This is a genomic window from Roseivirga echinicomitans, from assembly GCF_001592935.1.
Lineage (GTDB): Bacteria > Bacteroidota > Bacteroidia > Cytophagales > Cyclobacteriaceae > Roseivirga > Roseivirga echinicomitans.
In genome coordinates this window covers 16,761-42,925 of record NZ_LRDB01000051.1, presented here as the reverse complement: position 1 = coordinate 42,925, position 26,165 = coordinate 16,761, and the positions used below count along the sequence as shown (strand labels likewise).

Annotated in this window: 23 protein-coding genes; 3 read left to right on the top strand and 20 right to left on the bottom strand. The window is 40.3% G+C overall.

All coding sequences use genetic code 11. The features are described from left to right. Nucleotides 1-21 precede the first annotated feature (21 nt). The 4 genes from AWN68_RS17435 to AWN68_RS17415 form a co-directional block, all read right to left on the bottom strand. Entirely contained in the window at nt 22-666 is a 645-nt protein-coding gene (locus AWN68_RS17435) for a hypothetical protein (protein WP_245658028.1), read from the bottom strand. A gap of 460 nt (nt 667-1,126) precedes the next feature. After that, nucleotides 1,127-3,292: a TonB-dependent receptor gene (locus tag AWN68_RS17425; RefSeq protein WP_084362921.1), complete on the bottom strand. Its 2,166-nt coding sequence runs from the start codon at nt 3,290-3,292 to the stop codon at nt 1,127-1,129. A 290-nt stretch (nt 3,293-3,582) separates the two neighbouring features. Then, nucleotides 3,583-6,216, bottom strand: coding sequence for an ABC transporter permease (locus tag AWN68_RS17420; RefSeq protein WP_068418688.1), 2,634 nt, complete (start codon nt 6,214-6,216; stop codon nt 3,583-3,585). Beyond that, nucleotides 6,210-6,548, bottom strand: coding sequence for a PadR family transcriptional regulator (locus tag AWN68_RS17415; RefSeq protein ID WP_068418685.1), 339 nt, complete (start codon nt 6,546-6,548; stop codon nt 6,210-6,212). Before AWN68_RS17415 ends, AWN68_RS17420 begins: the two co-directional genes overlap by 7 nt. Nucleotides 6,549-6,743: 195 nt before the next feature. Between AWN68_RS17415 and AWN68_RS17410 the strand changes: the two genes are divergently transcribed. Together AWN68_RS17410 and AWN68_RS17405 are read left to right on the top strand one after the other, a co-directional pair. Then, the gene (locus tag AWN68_RS17410) at nt 6,744-7,547 is read left to right on the top strand and encodes a hypothetical protein (protein WP_068418682.1); all 804 of its coding nucleotides are present in this window, start codon (nt 6,744-6,746) and stop codon (nt 7,545-7,547) included. Then, complete coding sequence (locus AWN68_RS17405; protein WP_068418680.1) at nt 7,544-8,596, top strand: YCF48-related protein; 1,053 nt, start codon at nt 7,544-7,546, stop codon at nt 8,594-8,596. Before AWN68_RS17410 ends, AWN68_RS17405 begins: the two co-directional genes overlap by 4 nt. A gap of 9 nt (nt 8,597-8,605) precedes the next feature. Here the strand turns inward: AWN68_RS17405 and AWN68_RS17400 are convergent, their stop codons facing one another. Further along, the gene (locus AWN68_RS17400; RefSeq protein ID WP_245658027.1) at nt 8,606-9,343 is read right to left on the bottom strand and encodes a nitroreductase family protein; all 738 of its coding nucleotides are present in this window, start codon (nt 9,341-9,343) and stop codon (nt 8,606-8,608) included. Next, nucleotides 9,336-10,787, bottom strand: a complete 1,452-nt coding sequence (locus AWN68_RS17395) for an SLC13 family permease (protein WP_068418676.1) — start codon at nt 10,785-10,787, stop codon at nt 9,336-9,338. The genes AWN68_RS17400 and AWN68_RS17395 overlap by 8 nt, the downstream gene beginning before the upstream one ends. A 420-nt stretch (nt 10,788-11,207) precedes the next feature. Here AWN68_RS17395 and sucD point away from each other — a divergent pair, with 420 nt between their 5' ends. After that, nucleotides 11,208-12,083, top strand: coding sequence for a succinate--CoA ligase subunit alpha (sucD, locus tag AWN68_RS17390; protein ID WP_068418673.1), 876 nt, complete (start codon nt 11,208-11,210; stop codon nt 12,081-12,083). Between the two features lie 48 nt (nt 12,084-12,131). Here the strand turns inward: sucD and AWN68_RS17385 are convergent, their stop codons facing one another. From AWN68_RS17385 to AWN68_RS17320, 14 genes are all read right to left on the bottom strand, one after another. Then, nucleotides 12,132-13,334 carry a M20 metallopeptidase family protein gene (locus tag AWN68_RS17385; protein WP_068418670.1) on the bottom strand — a complete coding sequence of 401 codons (1,203 nt, stop codon included), beginning with the start codon at nt 13,332-13,334 and terminating at the stop codon, nt 12,132-12,134. Further along, nucleotides 13,331-13,855 carry a hypothetical protein gene (locus tag AWN68_RS17380; protein WP_068418667.1) on the bottom strand — a complete coding sequence of 175 codons (525 nt, stop codon included), beginning with the start codon at nt 13,853-13,855 and terminating at the stop codon, nt 13,331-13,333. The genes AWN68_RS17385 and AWN68_RS17380 overlap by 4 nt, the downstream gene beginning before the upstream one ends. Continuing rightward, nucleotides 13,848-17,201, bottom strand: a complete 3,354-nt coding sequence (gene secA, locus AWN68_RS17375) for a preprotein translocase subunit SecA (protein WP_068418663.1) — start codon at nt 17,199-17,201, stop codon at nt 13,848-13,850. Before secA ends, AWN68_RS17380 begins: the two co-directional genes overlap by 8 nt. A 69-nt stretch (nt 17,202-17,270) precedes the next feature. Beyond that, a complete protein-coding gene (gene dapF / locus AWN68_RS17370; RefSeq protein ID WP_245658026.1) occupies nt 17,271-18,038 on the bottom strand; it encodes a diaminopimelate epimerase in 768 nt (255 codons plus the stop codon). Nucleotides 18,039-18,172: 134 nt separating this feature from the next. Then, nucleotides 18,173-18,532 carry a 50S ribosomal protein L19 gene (gene rplS / locus AWN68_RS17365; protein ID WP_068418660.1) on the bottom strand — a complete coding sequence of 120 codons (360 nt, stop codon included), beginning with the start codon at nt 18,530-18,532 and terminating at the stop codon, nt 18,173-18,175. Nucleotides 18,533-18,618: 86 nt separating this feature from the next. Beyond that, nucleotides 18,619-19,296 (bottom strand): tRNA (guanosine(37)-N1)-methyltransferase TrmD, encoded by a 678-nt coding sequence (gene trmD, locus AWN68_RS17360; RefSeq protein WP_068418657.1) that lies wholly within the window; start codon nt 19,294-19,296, stop codon nt 18,619-18,621. A 2-nt stretch (nt 19,297-19,298) separates the two neighbouring features. Further along, nucleotides 19,299-19,832: a ribosome maturation factor RimM gene (gene rimM / locus AWN68_RS17355; protein WP_068418654.1), complete on the bottom strand. Its 534-nt coding sequence runs from the start codon at nt 19,830-19,832 to the stop codon at nt 19,299-19,301. A gap of 11 nt (nt 19,833-19,843) precedes the next feature. Then, nucleotides 19,844-20,488, bottom strand: coding sequence for a 30S ribosomal protein S16 (locus AWN68_RS17350; protein ID WP_068418651.1), 645 nt, complete (start codon nt 20,486-20,488; stop codon nt 19,844-19,846). A 145-nt stretch (nt 20,489-20,633) separates the two neighbouring features. Further along, nucleotides 20,634-21,827 carry a DUF4221 family protein gene (locus tag AWN68_RS17345; RefSeq protein WP_068418648.1) on the bottom strand — a complete coding sequence of 398 codons (1,194 nt, stop codon included), beginning with the start codon at nt 21,825-21,827 and terminating at the stop codon, nt 20,634-20,636. Between the two features lie 32 nt (nt 21,828-21,859). Further along, nucleotides 21,860-22,990, bottom strand: a complete 1,131-nt coding sequence (locus AWN68_RS17340) for a DUF4221 family protein (protein WP_157716318.1) — start codon at nt 22,988-22,990, stop codon at nt 21,860-21,862. A gap of 109 nt (nt 22,991-23,099) precedes the next feature. Beyond that, nucleotides 23,100-23,549, bottom strand: coding sequence for a hypothetical protein (locus AWN68_RS17335; RefSeq protein ID WP_157716317.1), 450 nt, complete (start codon nt 23,547-23,549; stop codon nt 23,100-23,102). After that, complete coding sequence (locus AWN68_RS17330; RefSeq protein WP_068418640.1) at nt 23,546-24,703, bottom strand: DUF4221 family protein; 1,158 nt, start codon at nt 24,701-24,703, stop codon at nt 23,546-23,548. The genes AWN68_RS17335 and AWN68_RS17330 overlap by 4 nt, the downstream gene beginning before the upstream one ends. 9 nt (nt 24,704-24,712) lie before the next feature. After that, entirely contained in the window at nt 24,713-25,003 is a 291-nt protein-coding gene (locus tag AWN68_RS17325; RefSeq protein WP_068418636.1) for a hypothetical protein, read from the bottom strand. Between the two features lie 10 nt (nt 25,004-25,013). Further along, on the bottom strand, nt 25,014-26,165 hold the full coding sequence (locus AWN68_RS17320; RefSeq protein ID WP_068418634.1) for a DUF4221 family protein: 1,152 nt from the start codon (nt 26,163-26,165) through the stop codon (nt 25,014-25,016).

Below are 26,165 nucleotides of genomic sequence, written 5' to 3'. Positions count from 1 at the left end.
CAAGCCCCAACTAATTACGTTTTACTTTCCGCAGCTAGACATTAACTCCTGGGCCATTTCTATTCCCCAAGTTGGGTCAAAGCTCTTTCCTTTTTCCTCAGCCTTGAATAAGGGGATGCTTTTCTGTACCAAACCACAAGCTCCGGCTGTAGATGATCCGAAAAATTGAGCCGTACCATACTGCATTTGTGCCATCATGGCCATTGCTCTAGGGTTTTCAGCATCCAATTGCATGGCATGTCCGAAGGTTTGTGATGCCAAACCTGATAGTGACTGGCCTCTTGACGCTGGGTCTGCTGCCAATTGCGCCATAAAGTAAAAACCTTCTAAGGCCACAACTTCGCTATTATTTGGAACAAGGCTCTTGGCTTTTTCAACGAATGGTTTCGCTTTGTCTAAAAGCTGATCCTTGGCCTTCACTCCCTCTACCAGCATAGAAGCATTGATATAGCTTAAAGCCGCATAATATTGTGGATGCCATTGGTCGGTTGCATTAGCAGCGATGCGTTCAAACTGACCAGCAGAGGCTTGTAGGTTTTCCACATTACGCTCAGCTCCCATCGACTGTAAGCCTTTCACCATGGCATTCATATAGGCCTCTTGGTTTTGGGCGCTTAGGGTTAAACTAGTAATAAAAAGAGCGATTAAGATTGTTAACTTTTTCATAGTATGTTTTTTAAAAATTTTGAGTTCGTTTCTTAATGATGATACTAAGGTGCGGGGAAATGACTGGCTTAGAAAAAAAGTATTACCGAACCGTAGAATCTTCAGGATGAACCGTAGAGAGAGAAATTTCAATGGGCCAAAACTCAAATTTCAAGAGCTTTTGATCCTGAGTAGTAGTAAAAGCTGGCACTGGGACAATTCCCCCTTTTTGAAAAAGGGGGTTAGGGGGATTAGAACTACAACTTTATTGGCACCAATCCTCAATTCTCCCCAGCCTGCGGCTGGCAGGCAACCTCTCCCGAAGCTTCGGGATCCAAGGAGGAGTGTTCGCAGTATCATTAATGCCCCATAATCTTAGATGTGCCTTCTACTAGAAAACCACTGTTCGAAGGCACATTATATAGATAAAAAGCTAAGAAGCTCATACAGCCGCATTAGTCTATTATCTAATGTCTAAATACTATAGGTTATCCAACTGATTCTCTTGTCCATCTTTCGTCAGGGTGATAAAAAGGGCTAGAAAAACGAAACGTTTGGCGCCTTGCCCTACCTCCTGTCGCTCATAAATACCTTGAGCGTTTGCTTGGTTCGCATACTGATAGCCAAACACATTATCACGTCCAAAAATATTTGAGGATGACATGTAAAGGATAATATTAGGGGTAAGAAGTACGGCAGCGTTTAAGCTTAAATCGTGAAAAGTTGGAGTCTTGTCATTCTGAAAGCCAGACTTATTTGGGTTGTGAAATGGCCTGCTTGATGCGAAATTATATGTGGCTCCAAACTGAGTTCTCAACGGCACAACAAAATGCTTGACCACAAAAGAGAAGTTATGATTGGAAACAAAAGAAGGCGTGGCCAAACTTGAGAAATCTTGATAGTCTCTTTCTGAATCCACATAAGAGTAAGAAACCCAGTAATCCGTGTTTTCAAAAGTCTTGCTATCTCTCCAGAATACGTCCATCCCTTTGGCTTCCCCAAAGCCAGCGTTTGAGTAATTATTGGGGTTGAAATCGTTGGCATTAGTGAACTTCACTAAGTCATCATACTTTTTCAAATAGGTTTCTACTCTGAAAACACGATCCTCATGAATGTACTGATAGTTCAGAATGTAATGTGTCGCCTTCTCTGGCTTTAAGTTCTGATTCACCAAAGCATAGTCGTTTTGTGCGGATTGCAAATACTGCCCGTAGGCCAGCGAAAACTGCCCTTTTTCCGTCAGCTTATACGACATCGCTAATCGCGGATTGACCCACGTTTGGTTCAATAGGGAAGAATGCTCTAAACGCAAACCCGTGCGCACCACAAACTTATTCGAAGCGAAGTAATCCGTTTCAACAAAAGTGCTCGCAATGTTTTCTTTAAAGTCGAAAGCATCATTTGGTCCGTTTTCGATATTGAATTTATTGGTGTATTTCTTAGTGAAGAACTCAGTCCCCATGTTCACACTCACCTTTTCAGCTGCTTCCCAGTTAAAGGCAAGTTTAGCATGAACGCCTTTTTCGTCCTCCTCGATTTCATCGGTATTGAAACCAATTTTCTCTTGGTTCAAAGTGGTAGAAACCCCAGCCCGAACAGTCCAACGATCAGCGATAATATCTTTGTAACTGGTATTCAAATAGAAGTAATCGTTACCAATTGAAACAGTGTCTTTCGCTCCACCATTATTAATGTTGGGTTGACGAATGCTCAGGTTCGAAATATCCATATTGGTGTATACCTTCAGCAAACCATTTCCACTTATTTTTTGTCGAAAAACCAATTCGGCTACTTTCCCATTAGGTGCCTCTTTCCAATCAAAGTCCTGTTTGATCATGTCTTGATAAGGGCGTAAATCGGTGTATTGCACTTTGGCAGAAACACTGGTATTGTCCCACTTTTTAGTGTAGGCCAAATCGCCCCCAACCGTCATCAGCGAAATATCTCCTTGCGTTTTCTCAGCAATATCGTTGGAGTTTAAAACCAAGGCCGAAGAAAGCGCTTGGCTATATTCAGCAGAGTATCCACCCGTACTAAATATGGTACCTTTGAACAAAAAAGGACTAAATCGACCACGGGTAGGTACATTTGGAGCCGTAGCGCCAAAAGCATTTCTAACTTCAAGACCATCAATAAAAACCTTGGTTTCGTAGCCTTCCCCTCCACGGACAAATAGTCTTCCCGACTCACCAACGGTGGCTGTACCAGGCAAAGTGTTTATTGCGCCCATGATATCACCGGCCGCACTGGCGGTGGTTACAATGTCAAGTGGCTTCAATACCGTCACCTTCTTAATATCGCTGGCTTCAAATGCTCCTGCGGTAATGATTACGCCATCAATTTTATTGATTTGCTCCTCTAAAATTACTTCCTCTTGAATTGGTTGACCGTTCAATTCAAGTATCTTTTCGAAAGTTTTAAAACCAATAAAACTGACCATTAGGGTTCGCTGCCCTGTTTCGCTTGTTTGGAAACCGAAAGTGCCATCGGTTTTAGAATTGGCACCATCAAAGGAGTCTTTTATATACACATTGGCAAAAGGGATGGCTGCTCCCTGACTGTCTGTTACTTTCCCTGAAATAATGGTTTGCGCACTAACTCCCATTGAAAAGAGAAGCACTAAAAGAATAAATTTGAAACGTTGCATTGTTGTTGTTTTTGAGTTTCAGCCCATCGGGCTCGTTGTTGACTCAAATGTGCACTGCTCCGTTTCCGAATTGAAATTAGTCTTACCGAACCGTAGAATTAGGAGGATGAGTTGTTTGCTTTTTATAAAACCGGGAGTGGTGCGCCTTTGTGTATTCCAAAAATATCATAATTTTTCGCCTCAAACCGACTTGAGTTTTTAATCATAAAACGTGATGAATTGATTCAGTTGATGTAATCACAAATGCCAGACGTTAATCTGGCATTTGTGATTTTCAGGGTCAGAATTTTCTACTCACACCTTAGGTTTTCCACCGGATTTCTGCGGGCTGCTCTCATGGATTGATAACCCACTGTAAGCAGGGCAATAATCAAAGTACCCACAGCAGAAATAATAAAGATGAAAGGATTAAGTGCTATTCGGAAAGGGAAGTCTGCAAGCCAGCCATCCATGTATAACCAAGCTAACGGAATGGCAATTATTGAAGAAACAAGAATGAGAATAGTGAAATTCCGAAACAATAAGCCCAATAATGTAGTCATTGAAGCACCCAAAACCTTTCTGATGCCGATTTCCTTTTTGCGCTGTTCCGTTACATAAGCTGCCAAACCGAACAAGCCCAAACAGGCAATACTGATGGCCAGTCCAGCAAATACTGAGAAGATCGTTTTCAATCTAACTTGATCATTAAAGGAGTTGGAGAATATGTCATCCAAAAAGTCATACTCAAAAGGTTTACCTCCACTAAATTTATCCCAGATAGATTCACTTGCTGCCAATACATCACTGGTCATGTTGGCTTTAAATTTCACACTAACGCTGCCCGTACTATTGCCCAAAAAGAATACTTGAGGTTGAATTTCTTCGGTCATAGACCTGAAATGAAAATCTTTGGCCACCCCCACTATCGTGTAAGTACTCCCGTTCTCCATTACCGATTTAATTTTTCTTCCAACTGGGTTTTCCGCATAGCCAAATCGCTTAATGGCAGCTTCATTTAACACCATGCCGGTAGAGTCTGAGGCAAATTCTTTTGAAAAGAACCTTCCATCTGCCATTTTCAAATCATAGGTTTTGGCATAGTCCTCATCCACGTACCAAATTTGCAATGAAACAGCCTCATCTGTAGTTGTCGCATTTTCACTTAAAAATGGTGAGTCATTATAAGTATTTGTTGCTGGAATAAAATCGCTTATTGTCGCACTTTCGATTACCGCGCTTCTTTCTAATTCGGTTTTAAAAACCTGAATCTGATCACCCAAAAGTTGGGTTTCATTAATGACCAAAATTTGATCTTTATTAAAACCCAATTCTTTATGTTGAAGGTAATCCAATTGGCTATAGATAAATGCTGAGCCAATAATTAGAAAGATAGATGTTGAAAATTGCACAACTACCAATATGTTCCGCATCAAACTAGCCTTTTTGCCTTGAGTCATTTCCCCTTTCAAAACCTTTGATGGTAAAAAAGAGGATAGAACAAAAGCAGGATAAACTCCGGCCAATAAGCCAACAATAAGCGTAGCCACAGTAAAATAAGGCCAGAGTCCGTTTAAGCTAAAAATGGGGTTTACTATTTCTTTACCGGTAAGCTGATTAAAAAAGGGCAAAAACAGTGTGACAATAGCTATTGCAGCAATACCCGAAACGAGACTATTTAATATAGATTCTGTTAGGAATTGGTTGACAAGTTGCCCCTTTAACGAGCCCAATACTTTTCTTACGCCTACTTCTTTGGCCCTTATAGAAGCTCTCGCTGTAGCCATATTCATAAAATTGATACAAGCGATCAGCAGTATAAAAAAGCCAATGATACTGAACAGATATACATTTTCGATGGAACCACCCGAACGGAGTTCAAAATCCAGGTTGGAATAGAGGTAGATATCTTCAATGGGTTGTAAAAAATAAGTAGCGGCCAAATTACCGCTGGCCACAGCATCTTTAAGGTCTACACCCATCATTTGTTTTACCTGGTCGGCCAAATGCCTTTCTATGAAGGCCGGAAATCGACCATCTACAACTTCTTTCGCCTCCTTTGAATTTAATTTCAGATAGGTTGTAAAATTATTGCCCAACCAAAAATTTCTACTCGCATCATCTCTATTGAGCATAGTGATGAACATATTATAGTCAAAATGGGTATTGTCAGGAATGTCAGCAATAACTCCAGTAACTTTAATATCCAATTGATCATTCACCCTGATCACTTTATTCAAAGGGTCTTCCTCACCAAAAATTTTCTTGGCAGTAGTTTCTGTAAGCACAGCCGTATTGGGCTCGTCAAGTAAGTGGTTTCTATCTCCTCTTAAAAGGGGTAGAGAGAAAATAGAAAAGAACTCTTGATCAGCCCAAGTGATATGGTCTTGGCGGATGTAGTTATTATTATAAGAAATTAATTGGGTTAAATTACCCCTTGTTCTAGCGGCCTCTACCACTTCAGGAAATTCTTCCTTAGCAGTTTTCGCCATTGGATCGGGAGCGAAGGAAAGATTAAAGACATTATCCCCAAACTTCAAATTGGAGGCAATACGAAAAATCTTATCGGAATCTTCAAAATGCTTATCGAAGCTAAGTTCATCCTTTACGAAAATGGCAATGAAGAGACAGGCTGCCATACCAATTGCCAACCCCGTAAGGTTGAGGAATGAATAAAATTTTTGACGCCTCATACTGCGATACGCCATCTTAATGTTGTTTTTGACCATTGTTGTATGTATTAAGTTTAGACTCGACCAAGTATCACGAAGAAGCGAAAACCTAAAAAGAAGAAGTACATTCAAAAAGAACTTTAAATCAGCTCTTCTTTTTCCTACTTCCTTAAAGTTTGACCTATAATGCTCCTCCAAGTCACCCAAAATATCCTCTCGGAAGTCAGGGTGACAGTAGAATGAAAAAATCCATTCCCCAATTTTTTTTAGCATAATTTAAAATCAAAAGCGATATCAGGAATCAGATTTCTAAGCTCTAGACGGGTTTCAATGTTATAGTCCATGGCTTTTTTACCTAAAGCTGTAATTTTGAAATAGCGCTTCCGCTTCCCTCCCCGTTCACTTGTAGTTTCTCCAAGTTCCGAAATCAAAAAGCCTTTCTTTTCCATTCTGCGCAATGCCGACTGTAAAGCTCCTACCGAAACTTTTCGCTTCAATCGGGTTTCAATTTCACCTTTAATGGCTACTCCGTAAGCTTCTCCATAAAGTACACCTACCGTTAACAAAACGATTTCTTCAAATTCTCCGAGCTGAAATTTCTTCATCTTATAAAATTGTTACCCTCAAACTCCAAAGGGCTTGTTATTAATTTCCTAAATGTAGTTTTTAAATTACGTGATTAAAAAACAAAAGTTCCTAAATGTAGTTTTAATGAATTCTTTTTTTTTCAAGAAATGCGTTTGAAAACCAATGGTTTTTCTAAAATATCACCACTACCTTAGTTTACAAATCAAAACCTTATGAAAACCAAGATCTTATTATTTCTCTCGCTCTTCTTTGTCTGTTTAATACAAAGTTGTGGTTCGGGGACTACTCAAGAAGCCACTGAGGCCGAATACGGCAACCCTCCAGCCGAAGGCTTTAATATTGAAGGCTCAGACCCTAAAGCCATTGAAGTGGCCGACCAAGTAATGGAAGCCATGGGCGGCCGTAAAGCTTGGGACAACACACGTCATATTGCATGGAATTTCTTTGGCTCTCGTAATTTGGTTTGGGATAAATGGACAGGAGATGTGCGTGTGGATATGCGTAACACCACTTTCTTGATCAACATTAACGACAATACTGGAAAAGCATTTATTGACGGAAGAGAAATTACAGATTCCGATACTCTGAATAACCTGATTGGCAGAGGCAAAGGTGCTTGGATCAACGACTCCTATTGGTTGCTAATGCCTTATAAGTTGAAAGACTCTGGTGTAACCTTAAAATACAAAGGGGAGGAAGCTACTAACGAAGGCGTAATGTCAGATAAGTTAGAACTCACATTTGAAGGCGTGGGTAACACTCCAAATAACCGCTATTGGGTATGGGTCGATAAAACGGATCACTTGGTAAAACAATGGGCTTATTACCGTAATGCTGCAGATACATCACAAGGCTTTAATGTCCCATTTAAGAATTATCAAAAGATGGGGAATATTCTCATTTCAGGAGATCGTGGAGAACGTCAACTGACCGATATTATGGTGTTTGATGAATTACCTTCTTCAGTGTATAAGTCAAAAGAAAAGCCAGACTTGGCTGCAATGAAAAAACCATGAAAAGACTGATCTACTTATTGCCGGTTCTTTTTTTACTGTCTTGCGGAAGCTCAGAAAAAAAGGAAGAAGAAAGCAAAGTGCTCACGCCTTATTGGCAAGCCCAAACTTCGGGTTCGAAGGCCAGCTTACGAGGGCTCAATGCCGTAACTGAAAATGTAGCTTGGGCCAGTGGCACTAAAGGCACAGTACTCAGAACGATTAACGGAGGAGAAACCTGGGAAGACGTAAGTGTTCCAGCTTCAGATACGATCGACTTTAGAGATGTTCAAGGTTTCGATGCCAATACGGCCATCGTGCTGAGCGCAGGATTACCAGCTGTTATCTACAAAACCACGGATGGCGGTCAAAGCTGGCAACAAAAGTACCTTTCTATGAAAGAGGGCACTTTTTATGATGCCATGGACTTTTGGGACGATCAAAACGGAATCATTTTTGGTGATGCTGTGGATAGTCGATTACTTATTCTTAAAACCAAAGATGGTGGGGAGACTTGGCAGGAACTTCCTTTCGAACAAAGACCCATTGCCAAAGATGGGCAAGGCGGTTTTGCGGCCAGTGGCACTTGCCTCATTACGAATGGAGCGTCTGATGTGTATATCGGCCTTGGTGGAGATGAAGCTAGTCTTTTCTATTCTTATGATATGGGGGAAACTTGGGAGAAAACCATTACGCCACTTCAATCAGGCGAATCAACTGCTGGAATTTTCTCTATTGCTTTTAAAAATGAAAACGAAGGCCTAATGGTGGGCGGTGACTATCGTGGAGATTCTCTAACAAGAATCAATAGCGCCTATACTTTAGACCGAGGGAAATCATGGTTTCCTTTAATGGCTTCTTTAAAACCACAAGGTTACCGTTCTGGAGTGGCCATTTTTAATGACCTAGTTTTGGCAGTCGGACGCGAGAGCTGTGATTATTTTAGAGAAGGAATGGAAGGTTATGCACCAATGGAAGGTAAATATTATTCAGTAAGCGTAACCAAAGACAATAAAGCTGCCTATGCTTCTGGCCCAGGAGGTTCGGTAGCCAAATTAGGTTTCAAAGAATAAAACGAAGAACTAAACCTCAAAAATAACTTCGTCATTAGGGATCCTAAAACGCTCTGAATAAATACCGTCCCCGGCTGCTGGGCCACAGCCGATAACCATGGTTACTTCGGCTTTGCGTGGAAGTTTGAGGAATTTCTTGATCCGAAGTGAATCCATGCCCTCCATAGGACAAGTATCATAACCTTCGGCTTTCATACTGAGCATAAAAGTTTGGGCAGCCAAGGCCGCACTTTTATGAACACTGATACGAACATCCGTAGCATTTCCGTGTCGCACCATTGGCCTATTTAGGCCTACAAAAAAGAAGATGCATTTCTTAATAAAGCCCCAAACACCAAATGGATCGTTGTAGTAATATTTAGGAATTAGGCTCTCATAATAATTAAGGGCTCTTTTGGCTCCTTTGGTTTTAGGCTCACCATAAACCCGCTTCATTTCTTTGACCAAAGCCCTTTGTCTTCTTCTCCAAAGATCTTTTCGGGCTACAAAAACCACCAATTCTCTAGCTGTTTTTGCAGCTTTCTGATTCATACACATCCAACTAACTCTCTCTAGTGCTTCTTCAGAACGAATTCTATAAAATTCCCAAAGTTGCATATTGCTGCTATTGGGTGAAAGTATTGCTCTTTCAATACTCCGCTGAACAGCTTTAGGGTCGAAATCAGCTTGGCCCTCATAGATCCGCACAGACCTTCTTTCTTCGACAATCTTGTCAAATACTACCGCACTTTCTTTCATGTTATCCATACACAAGAGGAATCAAGGTTTCTGATAAAATAGCTAAAAGAAGAATAGCCACAATATTAAGAATAAAACCCGCCCGAATCATTTCCTTCATCGGGATCATTCCAGAAGAAAACACTATGGCATTTGGCGGGGTAGAAATAGGCATCATAAAGGCATAACTTGCAGCCAAAGTAACCGGCAAAGAAAGGTACATTGGATTGATATTTAAGCTTAGCGAAATACCCAAGACTACTGGAACAAAAATAACCGCAAGGGCCACATTACTCATGATCTCAGTCATAAATAGCATGAACGCACTCAAGCCCAAAACCAATAACAATCGACTAACATTCCCTTGTTGTGCTATAGCCTCACCCACAATCTGAACAATTTCGGTAGTTTCCATGGCCTTAGCCAAAGTGAGACCTCCACCAAAGAGCAACAAAATTCCCCATGGTAGTTTTTTGGTGTATTGCCAATCCAATAGAAATTCTCCCCTTTTCAAACTCACAGGAGTTGCAAACATAAGTATGGCTCCTATCATTCCTATTAAAGTGTCGTTCAACAATGTGGTATTAAACCAAGTGTTCAAGTTCCCTCGGAGGATCCATGCAACAGCCGTAGATACAAATATGAGCGCCACCAACTTCTCTGCTCGGCTAATCTTCCCCAGTGATTTAATTTGGTCATCAATAATTTGAGAAGAGTCGGCTAGATTCTTAATTCGGTTGGGAAAAAGTACCCTCGTCAATAAAAAATAAGTGATAGTGAGCATGATTAAGCAAGTAGGCAACCCCACCTTCAAGTACTGGGCAAAACTCACCTCATAATTCATCATTTCACTCATAAAGCCTACCCAAGCTACATTGGGAGGTGTTCCAATAATGGTTGCAGTGCCTCCAATATTAGCGGCATAGGCGATGCCCAGCATAAGCACCAATGAAAACCTCTTTTTCCCTTTGTCTTCCGTATTGTCTAGCTTCAGCAAACTTGTGATAGAAAGTGCAATAGGGAGCATCATTACGGTTGTGGCTGTATTACTAATCCACATGGAAAGAAAGGCCGTGGTAAGCATAAAGCCCAAAATTATTCCATTTGGATTGGTTCCCGTAAAGCGAATTAGGTTCAGCGCAATTCGTTTATGAAGGTTGTGTCTCTCCATTCCCAAGCCCAGAATAAAACCCGCCATGAACAAGAATATGATGGGGTTTGCGTAAGGTGCTGTAGCTTCATTTGCATCGAAAACGCCCGTGAGCTGAAACAAAACGATGGGAAGTAAGGCAGTAACAGGAATAGGAGCTGCTTCGGTAATCCACCATAGAATCATCCAAGCGGCAATACCTACCACTTTCCAAGCCTCAGGAGATATCCATAGATCAGGGGATAATGATAGGATTAGAAAAAAGACAAGGGGGCCAGCGATTAGCCCAAAAATTTTAGCGGCTTTAAAATCAGGTGTACTCATTTTCTATTTTGGATGACTTACTAAGGTAACATTTTAATAGAGCGATCTTTAATCAGGACAGTTCAAACCTGCAATTTCTACCAAGCCCTAAAAAAAGAAAAGAGCCCCAACCTCGAGCTCTTTTTCTTAATCAACCTTAAAATACTAAAAACTAACTATGTATAATCAACCTTATATTAAACTTCTACCTAATAAGTATTATTTCTCAATTCTTCTATCAAAACACTTATGGATAGGTATACCGACATTAGAAAGAAATTGTTTCAGTATTCAGAATAAAAATTCGTTAAAAAAGGTTAACAAAAATTTCGAACATCGGGGAGAGAATTGTAATTCGGCCAAACAGAACATCTACACCAATTAATCCTTTGGCTTAGCCATTTATTGTTCTATTTTTGCCACAAATTTAAACCCGCTGTAATGAGTGTTTTAGTTAATAAAGATTCTAAAATTATTGTTCAAGGATTTACCGGTTCTGAAGGTACTTTCCACGCTGAACAAATGATTGAATATGGTACAAATGTAGTTGGTGGTGTTACTCCGAATAAAGGAGGTCAACTTCACTTAGGCAAGCCTGTGTTTAATACTGTTGAAGATGCAGTGACTTCAACAGGTGCAGACGTTTCCATTATTTTTGTTCCACCAGCATTTGCAGCTGATGCCATTATGGAAGCGGCTGATGCTGGAATCTCTGTGATCATCACCATTACTGAAGGAATTCCTGTAAAGGATATGGTAATGGCCAAAGAATATATCAAAAACCGAAATGTTACTTTGATCGGCCCTAACTGTCCAGGTGTAATTACTCCAGGTGAAGCTAAAGTAGGTATCATGCCAGGCTTTATTTTCAAAAAGGGAAGAATCGGTTTGGTATCTAAGTCGGGTACTTTAACTTATGAAGCGGCTGACCAATTGGTAAAAGCTGGTTTAGGAATTTCTACTGCAATTGGAATTGGTGGCGACCCAATTATTGGTACTCCAACAAAAGAAGCTGTAGAACTTTTAATGAATGATCCAGAAACTGACGCCATCGTTATGATTGGTGAAATTGGCGGTAACTACGAAGCCCTTGCTGCTGAGTACATCAAATCTACTGGTAACAAAAAGCCTGTTGTAGGATTTATTGCTGGACAAACAGCGCCTCCAGGTAGAAGAATGGGCCATGCTGGCGCAATCATTGGTGGAGCTGAAGATACAGCAGAAGCCAAAATGAAAATCATGGCTGAATGTGGTATCGTTGTAGTAAACTCTCCAGCTGATATTGGAGCTACAATGGCTGAGCTACTTAAGGCTTAAAAGAAGAAATTCTAAAAATTATATAAAGCCTCAGAAATGAGGCTTTATTTATGCCTTTTTGAGGAGATTAAGTTGATTCAAGGCAATCCAAGACATCAAACCAATTCCAAGCTCAATGGCATCTTCGTCTATATTGAATTTTGGGGTGTGAACACCCAAAGTGGTGCCCTTTTCTGGATTCCCCGTTCCTAAACGATAGAAGCAAGAAGGCACTACATGCGAATAGTAAGCAAAATCTTCTGCTCCCATCCATAAGTCTAGATCAACAATATTCTCTGCCCCTAAATATGATGTCGCTGCTGCACGTGCCGATTGAGTCGTTATAGGGTCATTGGTTAAGTAAGGATAGCCAACATCGATTAACACATCGCAACTCCCTCCCATTGCCTCCGCAAGTCCTTCAGCAATACTTCTGATTTTTTTATGCGCTTCAAAACGCCACTCTTCATCCAAAGCCCTAAAAGTCCCTCCGATTTTCACTTCATCTGGAATAATATTCTGAGCATGGCCTCCTTCAATTTGGCCGAAAGAAAGTACAGTCGGTTTTTTTGGGTCGGCATTTCTGCTCACTACTTGCTGAAGCGCCACAATAATATGAGAAGCAATTAGAATTGGATCAATCACCTTATCTGGAAGTGCGGCATGGCCTCCCTTTCCTTTTACCGTAAGGTATATTTCATCGGCACTGGCCATGTACTGCCCTTCTCTAAAACCAATCTTTCCAGTTGGAATATAAGGCATCACATGCTGTCCAAACATGGAGTTAGGTTTTGGGTTCTCCAAGGCTCCATCTTTAATCATCAAAGATGCGCCACCGGGATTTTTCTCTTCTCCAGGTTGAAAGACAAGTTTCACTGTTCCTTCAAACTGATCTTTCAGCTGAACCAAAATACGCGCGGCTCCTAAGAGACATGAAGTATGCACATCATGACCACAGGCATGCATTACACCGACATTCTTTGATTTGTAAGGGATATCGCTGAGTTCCGTAATCGGCAAAGCATCCATATCGCCACGCAAAGCTACGGTTCTTGATGTAGGGTTCTTACCCTCTATTAATGCGGTAAGTCCAGTTCCAGCAACCCCTTCCTTCGGTTCGATTCCTAATTTTCGTAACTCAGCGGCTACGTATTTTGCGGTTTCAAATTCCTGAAAAGATAATTCAGGATGAGCATGAATATGCCTGCGGATAATGATTGTGTCTTCTGCATATTGAGAAGCCAATTTTTTTATTTCATTCAGCAAACTCATTTCTCAAGTTTGAATTGTTCTGGAACAACAGTAGCGGCTGGGTAATACTTTCTTATTTTTTCATACAAAGGTTGCGCCTCTATCTGTTGATAGAACTCCCCAATCTTCACGAAATAGGTCGGTAATTTATATTGAATTTGAGCTTCCATTGCTGGAAGAATATCAAAAAGACGGTTCCTGACTCTACCAGCCTCTACTTGGTTTGTCCCCGAATACACCATGATGGTATAACCAGAAAGCGTTGCCAACTTATTATTCCTTGTGGTAATGGAATCCATCAACGTATTCATCTTATTCGATATTTCGTATGATGAACGAATGGCCTGATTTTTTTCCATTTGCATCGTATCGACCGAAATTGATTTGGCTTCAATTGTTGGCCGATACTTCGACAAATCATCAGAATAGCTTAAGTCAACATCATCTCCATCCATATCCTTTTTAGGAATGGCTTGATTGGCACAGCCAACCGCCAGCAGAATGACCGCCAAAAGCAGTGTATGTGAAACAAACTTATTCATTAATTACCACGCATTTATTGCTCAGAATATCTTCTTCGACTTGTTTAAACTTAACGTCCTTTTTGACAGTTCCGTCTTGGTACTGAACATTTACTCGGTCATTTCTGCCGTAAATCTTTTCAGACTTAATAGGAGCGATTTTTTCAACCGGAGGTCTGTTTCTAGTATCCTGTCTTCCAGCCAAAGCAGACTTAGATTCTTCTTTGCTTTCATTTAGCTTTTGCTGACCTCCTCGGCTTCTTGCCTCTTGAACCCTATCAGGAGCTTGTTGAGGGATATCAGCTTTAGTAAGGAAGGAAATAGTTTCTTCGTTTACTTTAGAAAGGAAAGCTTTGAACAACTGGAAAGCCTCAAATTTATAAATCAAAAGGGGATCCTTCTGCTCATAAACGGCATTCTGCACCGACTGTTTCAAGTCGTCCATGTCGCGCAAATGCTCTTTCCATGTTTGGTCAATTACAGCTAGTGTAATCGATTTCTCCATGGCTTTGATCAACTCAGCGTTTTCTGTTTCTATAGTTTTATTTAGGTTTACAGCTACTCCAATTTGTCTTTTTCCATCCATAAATGGAAGGAGGATATTCTCAACTGTAGCGCCTTTTTCCTGCTGAATATGCTTCATCAACGGCAGCGTCTTTTCTGCTATCAACTTGTTCTTTTTGTTGTAGTCTTCATAAACCTCTTCATAGAGATCATTGATGAGCGTATTGACATCTGATTGAGTGTATTGGTCAAGGTTGATCCTTGTATCCATACCCAAAGTGCCAATGCAACTCAGCTTAAACCCATCAAAATCGTTGGTCGGTTTTGTATTGTTGATGATGTCTTCGCAAGTGTCATACATCATGTTCATGATGTCCAACTGTAAACGTTCGCCCATCAAAGCATTCTTTCTTCGTTCGTAAATTACAGAACGCTGTTGGTTCATGATGTCATCGTACTCCAAAAGTCGCTTTCTCGTACCAAAGTTATTTTCTTCAACCTTGCGTTGTGCTCTTTCAATAGATTTGGAAATCATGGAATGCTGAATCATTTCACCTTCCTTCAAGCCCATTCTATCCATTAGTTTGGCCACTCTATCTGAGCCAAAAAGTCTCATCAAGTTGTCTTCCAATGAAACAAAGAATTGAGATGAACCCGCATCACCTTGACGACCCGCTCTACCTCTCAACTGACGGTCAACACGTCTTGATTCGTGTCTTTCTGTACCAATAATGGCAAGACCACCAGCAGCCTTAGACTCTGGCGCCAGCTTAATATCCGTTCCACGACCAGCCATGTTTGTAGCAATCGTAACTGTACCTGGTCTACCCGCAGCTGCCACAACATCCGCTTCTCTAGCGTGTTGTTTCGCGTTCAATACTTGGTGCTCAATCTTTTTAAGATGAAGCATTCTGCTCAAAATTTCTGAAATTTCTACAGAAGTAGTACCTACAAGTACTGGTCTTCCTTCGGCAGTAAGCTCAACAATTTCGTCAACTACGGCATTAAATTTCTCTCTTACCGTTTTATATACTTTGTCTTCTCTATCTTCTCTTGAAATTGGTCGGTTGGTAGGAATGACCACCGTATCCAATTTGTAAATTTCCCAGAATTCACCTGCTTCGGTTTCTGCAGTACCCGTCATACCCGCTAATTTGTGGTACATTCTAAAGTAGTTCTGCAAAGTAATAGTAGCATACGTTTGTGTAGCGTCTTCCACCTTCACATTTTCCTTTGCTTCAATAGCTTGGTGCAGTCCGTCAGAATATCTACGGCCGTCCATTACCCTACCGGTTTGCTCATCTACAATTTTCACTTTACCACCTTCAAGGATATATTCCGTATCCTTTTCAAACATGGTATAGGCTTTCAGTAGTTGGTTTACCGTATGAATTCTTTGGCCTTTTACAGAATAATCTTGAATGGCTTCTTCTTTTTGTTTGAGTTTATCCTCATCACTTAAAGTATCATCCTTTTCCATTCTGGCTACTACTTCACCAATATCGGTCATAATAAAGAAGCTTGGATCTTCTCCTTCTCCAGTAATTAAGTCCGTTCCTTTTTCTGTCAGGTTTACCGCGTTTGTCTTTTCATCAATAGTAAAGTAAAGCGGTTCATCTGCCTTAGGCATATTTTTTTGATTGTCTTGCAGATAGAAGTTCTCTGTCTTCTGCATCACCATCTTCATTCCTGTCTCACTGAGGAATTTAATCAATGGCTTATATTTCGGAAGGCCGCGGAAAGCTCTAAATAAAGCCAATCCTCCTTCGTCTTCATTTCCTTCTTTGATTAATCGCTTAGCATCATTCAAGTACTGAGAGCAAAGCTTCTTTTGAGCGTCTACCAATTTGGTGACACGTGGCTTTAATTCATGAAACTCATGTTCGTCACCCTTAGGAATAGGACCAGAAATGATCAATGGAGTTCTCGCCTCATCAATCAATACTGAATCGACTTCATCGACCATGGCATAATGGTGCTTGCGCTGAACAAGCTCCTTGGCTTCTCGGGCCATGTTGTCACGCAGGTAATCGAAGCCAAATTCATTATTGGTTCCATAAGTAATATCAGAGCGATAGGCTTGTCTTCTTTCTTCAGAGTTGGGTTGGTGCTTATCAATACAGTCAATGGTAAGACCATGGAATTGGAATAGCGGTGCCATCCACTCAGAATCTCGTTTTGCTAAGTAGTCGTTCACGGTAATAACGTGCACGCCTCTTTCTGCCAAAGCATTCAGGTAAGCTGGTAGCGTAGCCACAAGGGTTTTACCTTCACCAGTAGCCATCTCAGCAATTTTACCTTGGTGCAATACAATTCCACCAATCAGCTGAACATCGTAGTGAAGCATTTCCCAAGTCACCTCAGTGCCTGCTGCTAACCACTTGTTCTTCCAAATGGCGGTATCGCCAACAATTTCTACTTGAGGCCCTATGGCCGCAATTTGCCTGTCATGCAAAGTGGCTTGCACTTCAAGCTTACCCACTTCTTTTAATCTTCTTGCCGTTTCCTTTACTACTGCAAAGGCATCGGGAAGCACGTCCATAAGCACTTTCTCAAGTTCTTCATCACGTCTCTCTTCCAGCTTATCTATTTCCTCAAAAATACTTTCTTTTTGAGCGATTTCGAGACCTTCCTCACTATCAACTCTATGATGAAGCGCTTCAAGTTCGCTATCAATTTCTTTTAGGAAGTCTTTAATCCTCCCTTTAATTTCTTGGGTCTTCCCCCTCAAAGCCTCATCAGAGATGTTGCTCAATTCGGCATACGCTTTGTTGATCAGGTCAACATAAGGCTTTACCTCTTTTATATCGCGATCTGACTTTGATCCAAAAACCTTTGCCAGCCCCTTTGTTAAAAAACTCATACTGTATTTTTAATATGGTCTAAAGTTAATTTCTTGTATAGAAAAAGTAAACATAAGCTTGATTTATATTCACAGCTCAATTACTCCTTCAAATACTTTTTCAGCAGGACCTATTAAATAGATGTCCTTAAAAATGTTATCCTCTTGATTAAAAGAAACTTGAAGCTCCCCACCAACAGCGTTAAGTCTGATGGGAGATTCAGCACCCTTAAGCGCAAAAGACAATGCGGCAGCGGTACAACCGGTACCACATGATAAAGTTTCGTTTTCAACCCCTCTCTCATACGTCCTAATGACGAGTGAGTTGTTAGGGCACTCCTCAATAAAATTGACGTTTACACCTTCTTCCTTAAAACGGTCGGAGTAGCGTATTGCCCTGCCATTTTGCACTACATCTATATCGTGCGCATTGGGGATATACTTTATGTAATGAGGAGAACCCGTGTTAATCAAAAAGTCGTCTCCGATTAGTTCGTGTTCAGCAACATCATTCATCAGCAAATGAACGTCTCCGTCTGCTATAAAAGCTTCATGAGGCCCATCGATCGCTAAAAACTCAGTGTCATCTTGAATAATACCCAAGCTTCTTGCAAACATCACAGCACAACGACTTCCGTTGCCACACAAACTCTGTGACCCATCAGGATTGTAGTATATCATTTCGAAGTCGAGCTCAGCATGATTCTCAATAAGAATAACCCCATCGGCTCCAATACCAAACCTACGATCGCATAACATTGCTATCAGCGAAAGGTCGGATTTATTGAATTCGCCATCACGATTGTCGATCATCACGAAATCGTTACCAGTACCTTGATATTTATGAAACTTAATCACCTTGAAATACTTATTAGATGGCCAAAGGAACAATAAATGCGCCTCAATTAAAAAAGTGACATATTGGCGCAGAAAAAAGTTCGGGCATAAAAAAACCTCCAAATGGAGGTTTTAAATTCTTTCTAAAGGAATGACTATTTAGCCAATTTCTCTTTAATTCTAGCAGCCTTACCATGTCTACCTCTTAAGTAGAATAATTTAGCTCTTCTTACTTTACCTTTTCTAAGCACTTCGATTTTATCGACATTTGGTGAAAGAAGTGGGAACACTCTTTCAACGCCAATCCCGTTAGAAATTTTTCTTACAGTGAAAGTCTCACCGTTCGTGCCTGAATTTTTTCTCTGAATTACAGTTCCTTGGAACTGCTGAATTCTCTCTTTACCACCTTCTTTAATCTTTACGTGCACGTTGATAGTGTCACCTGGATTGAACTGTGGCATCGAAGTTCTTACTTCGTTGTTTTCTTGTTCTATAAATTTGATAAGATCACTCATGATTTCTATCTCTAACAGCCTCGTCTAAAATCGGACTGCAAATATATGGAAAATGTTTTTGTAACAAGCAGGCTGTCAATAATTTTTTATTCATCTAGCATTCCAGGTCGCCTTGCCCTAGTTCGCGCTACGGATTGTTCATACCTCCACTCTTCAATCTTGGCCTGATGACCCGATAAAAGCACTTCTGGCACTTCCATTCCTTTGTACTCCGCAGGCCTTGTATAGACTGGCGGAGCCACTAAATCATCCTGAAAAGAGTCGGTCAAAGCTGAGGTTTCATCAGACAGTACCCCGGGAAGCAATCTAATAATAGAATCTGCTACCACAGCTGCGGCTAACTCACCTCCAGAAAGCACATAATCTCCAATACTGATTTCTCTAGTAATGAAGTGCTCTCTCACTCTTTCATCTACTCCCTTATAATGACCGCACAGTAAAATAAGATTCCCTTTTAAGGAAAGCTCATTCGCCATGCCTTGATTGAGCAGCTCACCATCAGGAGTCATGTAAATGACTTCATCATAATCTCGTTCAGCCTTTAGTTTGGAAATACACAGATCAATCGGTTCAATCATCATTACCATACCAGCGCCTCCACCATAAGCATAATCGTCAAGTTGACGTTGCTTGCTGGTTGAGAATTCACGCAAGTCATGCACCACTACTTCCACCAGACCTTTATCCTGCGCTCTTTTTAAAATAGAGTGCGAAAAAGGACTATCCAGTAATCGCGGCAACAATGTGATGATGTCGATCCTCATGATTAATCTTCTAAGTAAACATCCACCAAGCCTTCGGGAATAAACATATGAATTTGATTATTCTCTTTGTCTATTTCCTTTACCAATTCATCCGTCAGCGGTACAAGTACTTCCTTAGTGCTTTTATGCTTTATTGAGAGCAATGTCTGCGGCCCAGCCTCAAACACATTCTCTACCTCACCCACCGAATCACCAGTGTTGGCATCGATTAAATCAAAACCTACAAGCTCATGAAAGTAGAAATCTCCTTCCTCGCGTTCAGGCAAAGTAGATAATGGCAAATAAAGCGCACAGCCTTTTAAAGTCTGTGCTAGCTCTAGAGAATTGGTGTCTTCAAAAGCCATAATGGCCCTATCTCCATTTAAGGAGACGGCTGTAATAAAAAAAGGAATCAGTTGCTGCCCTTGTTGGACAAAAACTGATTCCAATGTTTTATATTCTTCAGGATAGTCCACGTCTAACAAGACTTGAACCTCACCCTTTAAGCCGTGCGGTTTAACGATATACCCTAATTGGTAACAATCTTCAACCGTCATGACCGAATAAATTAATCTTCTTTTTTCTCTTCAGCAGCAGGTGCTTCTTCAACAGCTGGAGCTTCTTCAGCTACAGGTGCAGCAGGTGCTTCTTCAGCCGCTGGAGCCTCTTCAGCAACTTCTACTTCCGCGCTAGCTTCTGGAGCAGCTTCCTCTTCAGGAGCTTCTTCAACAGCAGGTGCATTAGCAGCTTCCGCCTCAGCTTTTCTAGTAGCAATAGCTTCAGCTCTAGCAGTATTCACTTTAGCTTCTGCTTCTAACTTCGCTTTCTTAGCGTCATCTTTTGCTTTTGCTAATTGCTCTACTTTACCAGTGATCTGAGATTCTTTACCGTCTAACCAAGCTTGATATTTTTTATCAGCTTCTTCTTGAGTGATCGCTCCTTTGATCACACCAATTTGAAGGTGTTTTCTTAGAAGAACTCCTCGGTAAGAAAGCATTGCCTTTACAGTATCTGTAGGCTGCGCTCCATCCATAACCCACTTAAACGCCTTCTCATTATCAATTTTGATAGTAGCTGGGTCTGTGTTTGGGTTATAAATACCAATTTTTTCAATAAAGCGACCATCACGTGGTGCTCTTGCGTCTGCGATAACTACATCGTAAATCGCTTGTTTCTTGCGACCTCTACGGGCCAATCTGATTTTTACTGCCATTAACTTTTAAAGTTTAGCGAGGATCACGTCCTCTAATCTTTGAGATCACGTCTCAAAAATGGACTGCAAATGTACGGGTAATATTTTAATAATAAAACCATCAACTAGAAGGCATTAGCAATAAGATTCAAACAACCCCATAGCCCTATCGAACAAGCATCAAATTATCGAAAACCATCTTATTCTCATCAACAGAGTTTCTAAGTACATATATTCCTTCAGGCCCTTCAAACAAACCAATCTCAAAAAGATAGTCCTTCGATGAAAATTTGCTTTCAGCCAACAAATTAAATTCTTTGTCAATCGCCATTACAGTATAAGTGAACTCTGGTTGGAAATCTTTATTCCTTAATGGTTCTATATCGGCCAAGGACAACCTTGTAATCCGATAATAAATTTCTCTTTTCGCATCAAACAATATCCCTATATACCTGCCAGACGCTTTCACTTGTAAGCCTAGCTCTGCTTGATCTGATGGTTCATAATCTAAAATGGGGAACCCCAACAAGTATTTGCTCCTTACTTCTATCCCCTTTGTTTTTCCTGATGGACTGAGCACCCAAAGGCGATGGTCTAAAGGTAAATTTGAGACTACATTATTGTCATTGTCTTTTACCGACCTTATTTCTGCTAAATCCCTAAAGCTAGACCATGAAGTGTTTCCTTTAAATTTTACGGAAATGTCCTTATAAGGGCGCGGGTCATATTCCAAAAAATCCGAACGCCAGTTATTAATATCCACCTTAATAAAAGTTGAATTTGCATCCCTTCCTAAACTTGGAATATAACTAGAGATGATCAGTTCCTCTCCCCGCTGCACAATTGCCCCAAAGCGCCCCGACATGGGCCTTGCACCTCTTTTGAAGACATCTCTAAGTTGAATTCTCATGTCAACCCAACCCTTATCATCCATTAAAGCCATTTGAAAATCACCTCTGAAGTTCACAATAGGGTTGGAAGGATAAACCCAAATACTGTCTGGGCTTCTATAAAAAAAGTAAGATGGATCACTCACCATATTTCTCCCATAATGTATCAATGGGATGGTCTGATTTACTAAGCCCGATTCAAAATCAAAAAGCTTAATAGATTCAACCATATTTTTGAACTCAAGATACCTGCCGTTGCTAACATTATTCAGATACGCCAGTCTATTTTCTTCTGGAATGTATTGAAATCTACCCACTGTAAACAATGGAGAAACGGTAGTACTATCAAAGAAAAATGAAACAGAGTCAACAACTTTAACATCTCCAATAAGAGTAACCTCCTTAGTATCTTTTCCAGTGCAGGAAAACAATAAAGCTGATAGCGTCAAGTAAAGGAATAGATTCTTCATGACAGCAAAAACTATTAAAATAAATGTTGTTTCTATTTATTGAATTTCAACAAGCCTATGGACATAATATCTTCACCTTTGTTATTTGGCAACAAGACCCATAAACCCTCAGGACTCAAAAAAACACCTTTTTCGGGAGTTGCCTCTCGAGAACTAAACAAAACTTCTGTTTTTTTACTCAGGCCAGAATCAAATAGCATCCACGAGTAAGAGTCAGGCACGTACTTTTTGGAGTTTGATAAATACTTTGATTCCGTTTTTGAAACATTATCCAATTTAGCTAATCGATAAAAGAGCTTATTATTTTGATCATAGAAAACCCCAAAATATCTTGCGCTCCCAAATACAATCTTCTTGTATCCTATATCATCAATTTCAAATCTGTTTTTATCTCTAGAGAGCAATTCAAAGCCCTCCACACTCTCGCTTTTTGCCTCAACCTCTTTTACTTTTCCATCTCTTAATAGGTATAGGTTTTGGTTCAATGGGTAATTAATTACCATTTCATTATTTTCAGCATTAAAGGCTAATCGAGACTCATAGAACTCCTGCTGTGCACCTTTGGGTATTCGTGACAAATCCATGTTTCCATATGCAGCAGGAGCCTCTAGAAAACCATATTCTCTGGTCACCATATTATACTTCAAAACAGGCGCAACTCTATTCCTTTCCTTCTGCTCTGAAATGTTAAATGATAGAAAAAAATGCTCTTTATGAACAACGATAGCCCCTGAAACTCTGGTCAATCTTGGAAATGGTGTAAAACGATATCCATCTTTAGACTCAAAATCGAAGACATCAATTTTCCTTCCCTTATCGTTCACCATAAAAAGTTTGGAGCTTTGGAATTCTGAAAAAACAAAAACCGAATCCTTGTTATGATAATAGAAATAGTAGGGTTCACCGGGTATCTCTTCAGGACCATAAGATGAAAGCTTCGTTTCTTTGACAGTTTCTCCTGATTCAAAATCAAAGTACTTTATGGACCTCGTGACTCTATTCCAGTAAGCCAACAAACCTGTATCATCACAATACTGAAACACACTCCCAAAATACCATGGCATAGCAGTTTCACTATCAAGCTTCAGGTCTATAACTTTTTCAAATACTTCATGATTAAATTGCGCTGTCTGCCCCAAGACAACAGTACATAATTTAGCCATAAAGAAATATATAACTACTTTTTTTAACATACAGTCAAATAGAAATTTGCGCAAAAAACCACTCTACTTTGGATACAAGCTATATCTTACAGATAAATTTATCACAAAACTATTCCACCTGCTTCTCCAGCCACTCCCAATCAGAACCATCTTCAGCATTCATAAAAGTAACTTTTGCCTTACCATCCTTACCTATTTCTAGTAAAGAGGGATACATATGAGATAGCCCATGGTCTAATGCAACAGACAACTCTATAAACCCTATATCAGAAGTGTCCTCTTCGCCTAACACTTTAAGCCTAACCCTGATTCCTTTTTTTGATCCATAATTGGTGAAAGCATATTTGATTATGGGTGAATTATAACGGGGCAACATGAAATCATAGGACTTCTTTACACAGTTTGAGCAGCCATTTTGAGGGATTATCAGCACAAATCTTTCACTATTCAATTTTATTGAAGCCTCCTCAAAAAAAGGTTTGTAGTCGATTTCCAGTTTACGCTTACAACTTTGCAAAGCGAACAGCATCACAAAACAACAGATAGTTACCCTCTTCATTTTTTCAATCCTATTATTGAAATACCCATTATATCCTCGCCTTTAAGGCTGTGTTGAGGGCCACAAAGGCCATCAGGTGTAACAAAAATCCCCCTTGCGAATAACACTTCTCTTCCATGGATTATTCCATCTGCAATTTTGTGGAATTTAGAATCATAAATGGTTACAGAATATTGAACTGGGTCATAGACCTCCTCTCCTTCCAAACGCCTCTTGTAGGTATCCCTTCCTTGCTCCACCATACCAATACGGTAATATTGATCGAGGTAAGGATTGTATATCACTCCATAATACCAAGCACTACTAGAACCAATTGACCGGACATCTATGTTATTGGGATCATACGCTACCTGCCTCTTTCTTTTTAAAAAATGAAAATCGCCAATAGCCTTACTTTTACCATCGAGTTTCTCTATACCCTCACTCCGAATTCTGTATACATTATGGTCTAAAGGAAAGCTAACAATCAAATCTCCATTTTTAGTGTTTTCAGCAATCCTACTATTGTAAAAATAATAGAAGTTATTCCATACAGTGGTCTGAAGGTCTATGTTTTGATAAGGCAATGGATCGGCTAAGTAGTTAAAAGTATCTGTATCCATATTCAATTTAATAATTGGAGCCATGGTATTTTGTGACCCCTGATCAGATATCTCTAAACCGATGTAGGCAAAAGGAGGCCTAACCACCAGGGCGCCAAAAAGCGTTGAGGCACTTGGGTAGCGAATCTTACTATAATCATCACTTGAATAATGGAATGTATTGAGCTTCTTGCCTTCTGAGTTCATAAGGAACATCCTGAAGTTTGTCCCCCTGCTAAGTATAAAAATGGAATCCTTATTATGGTAATGAAAATAAAAAGGGTCAGGGCCTATATCATCAGGTCCCTGTAGAGCAAACTGAGTTTGTCCTACCCCTTTACCCGTTTTAGCATCAAAGTACTTAATGGCTTTGGTTAGTCTATTAAAATAAGCGATTGCCTTTCTATCCTCACAATACTGGAATGAACTCCCCATTGAATTCGGGGGAGCCGTTTCGTTATCCAAGGCAAGATTCAATTCACCTATTACCCCAACTTGAGTTTTCTGAGCCAACCCAGATATGCACCACAAAAACAATAATGTAATTAGGGCAGGTTTAATTATTTTTCGCATCTCCAACACCTATCTATAAACAGGCACCATTGCATTACCTCGACAATCAAACGTAACGCCTGGAGCCCCATGAGGCAAACTCAAATCGCACCACATTACCGTAGCCTTATTACCATCTGGGTCACCATCAATAGGAAGATCCCCCATATTTGTACAGACACCCTCATTGGCTGGAGCGGGCTCACTGGCTGTTGCAGGAATCTCCATGCACCACATCTCAATAGGCACACGAAACATTGTGGCCATTGCCGTAACACTCACAAATGTGAGCGCTAAAATAATTTTCATTCTTGTTTTCATAATTTCTGTTTTAATAATCTAAATCTAAAAGCTCAAAAATCATTTCATCTTCATTGTTACCTAAGGGCTTTAAAACCCAAAGCCCCTCAGGCCCCACAAACACGCCTGATCTGAACATATAATCCTTAACCATATAAGTCTTCTCCGAAAGAATATTGAAGTCTTCATCGAGCACCATGACCGAATGAAGCCTAGGGGGCAACCTTGACCTCACCCCACTTTTATATTCTTTATACACCTTTTCCGTATAGGGTATGCGGGCTACCCTATAATACAGCGATCGGTAGGGGTCGTAATGCAATTCAAGGTACTGCCCTGACAGCCTCAAAACATTAAGACCTTGCTCTGTAACTTGGCTTGGCGCTAGTTCCTTTGAAGGACGGCTCATTAACTTAAACTCATCAAAATACTTAGTCTTTACAGGGATTTTCCTCATTGAACGGAATCCGTCATCAGAAACATATACAGAATGGTCCAAGGGATAGCTCAATACAAGTGCTCCTCGCTTATCATTATATACTATATCCCCCTGTATAATCTGCATGATATTTATTATCCGTTCATACATCCCAGAATTATATTGTTTCGGCTCGTCTAGCACCTTGACCTCCTTTGATCTAAGATCAATCTCTACCAAAGGTGAATAATCCAGCAATGGCTCTTTCATAAGAATTGTTTTGAGCGCATAAATCTTATGATTCTGAACCACCATATTACTAGGGCCATCGGCTAATATTCCGTTAACCATTTCTTCCCCAGTCTTATTCTTTGCTATTGTCTCGTATTTACTCAAAACCCTTCCCTCTCCGTTAATCAGAGATATCTGATAATTGAAAAAATTGGAATACACTAAAATTGAATCCTTTGAAATCAACTGAAAAGTGTAGGGTTCTGGACCAACAAAATCAGGCCCATTTTTACCCAATGGTATTGACCTCAATGTTTCACCCGTTTTATAATCAAAAACTTTGATTTCACGTGAGATAGAATTCAAGTAAAATAACTCGTTGTCAAGATATTTATACACCCCCTCACTAGCTGCATCTGGTGTGGTTGTCACGTTATCCAACAATAATGTGAGCTTTTTGCTTTGAGCCACACCACCATTAACAATCATCAGCTGTTGAACTACAGCAATTATAACAACAGTGAAATATCGCAT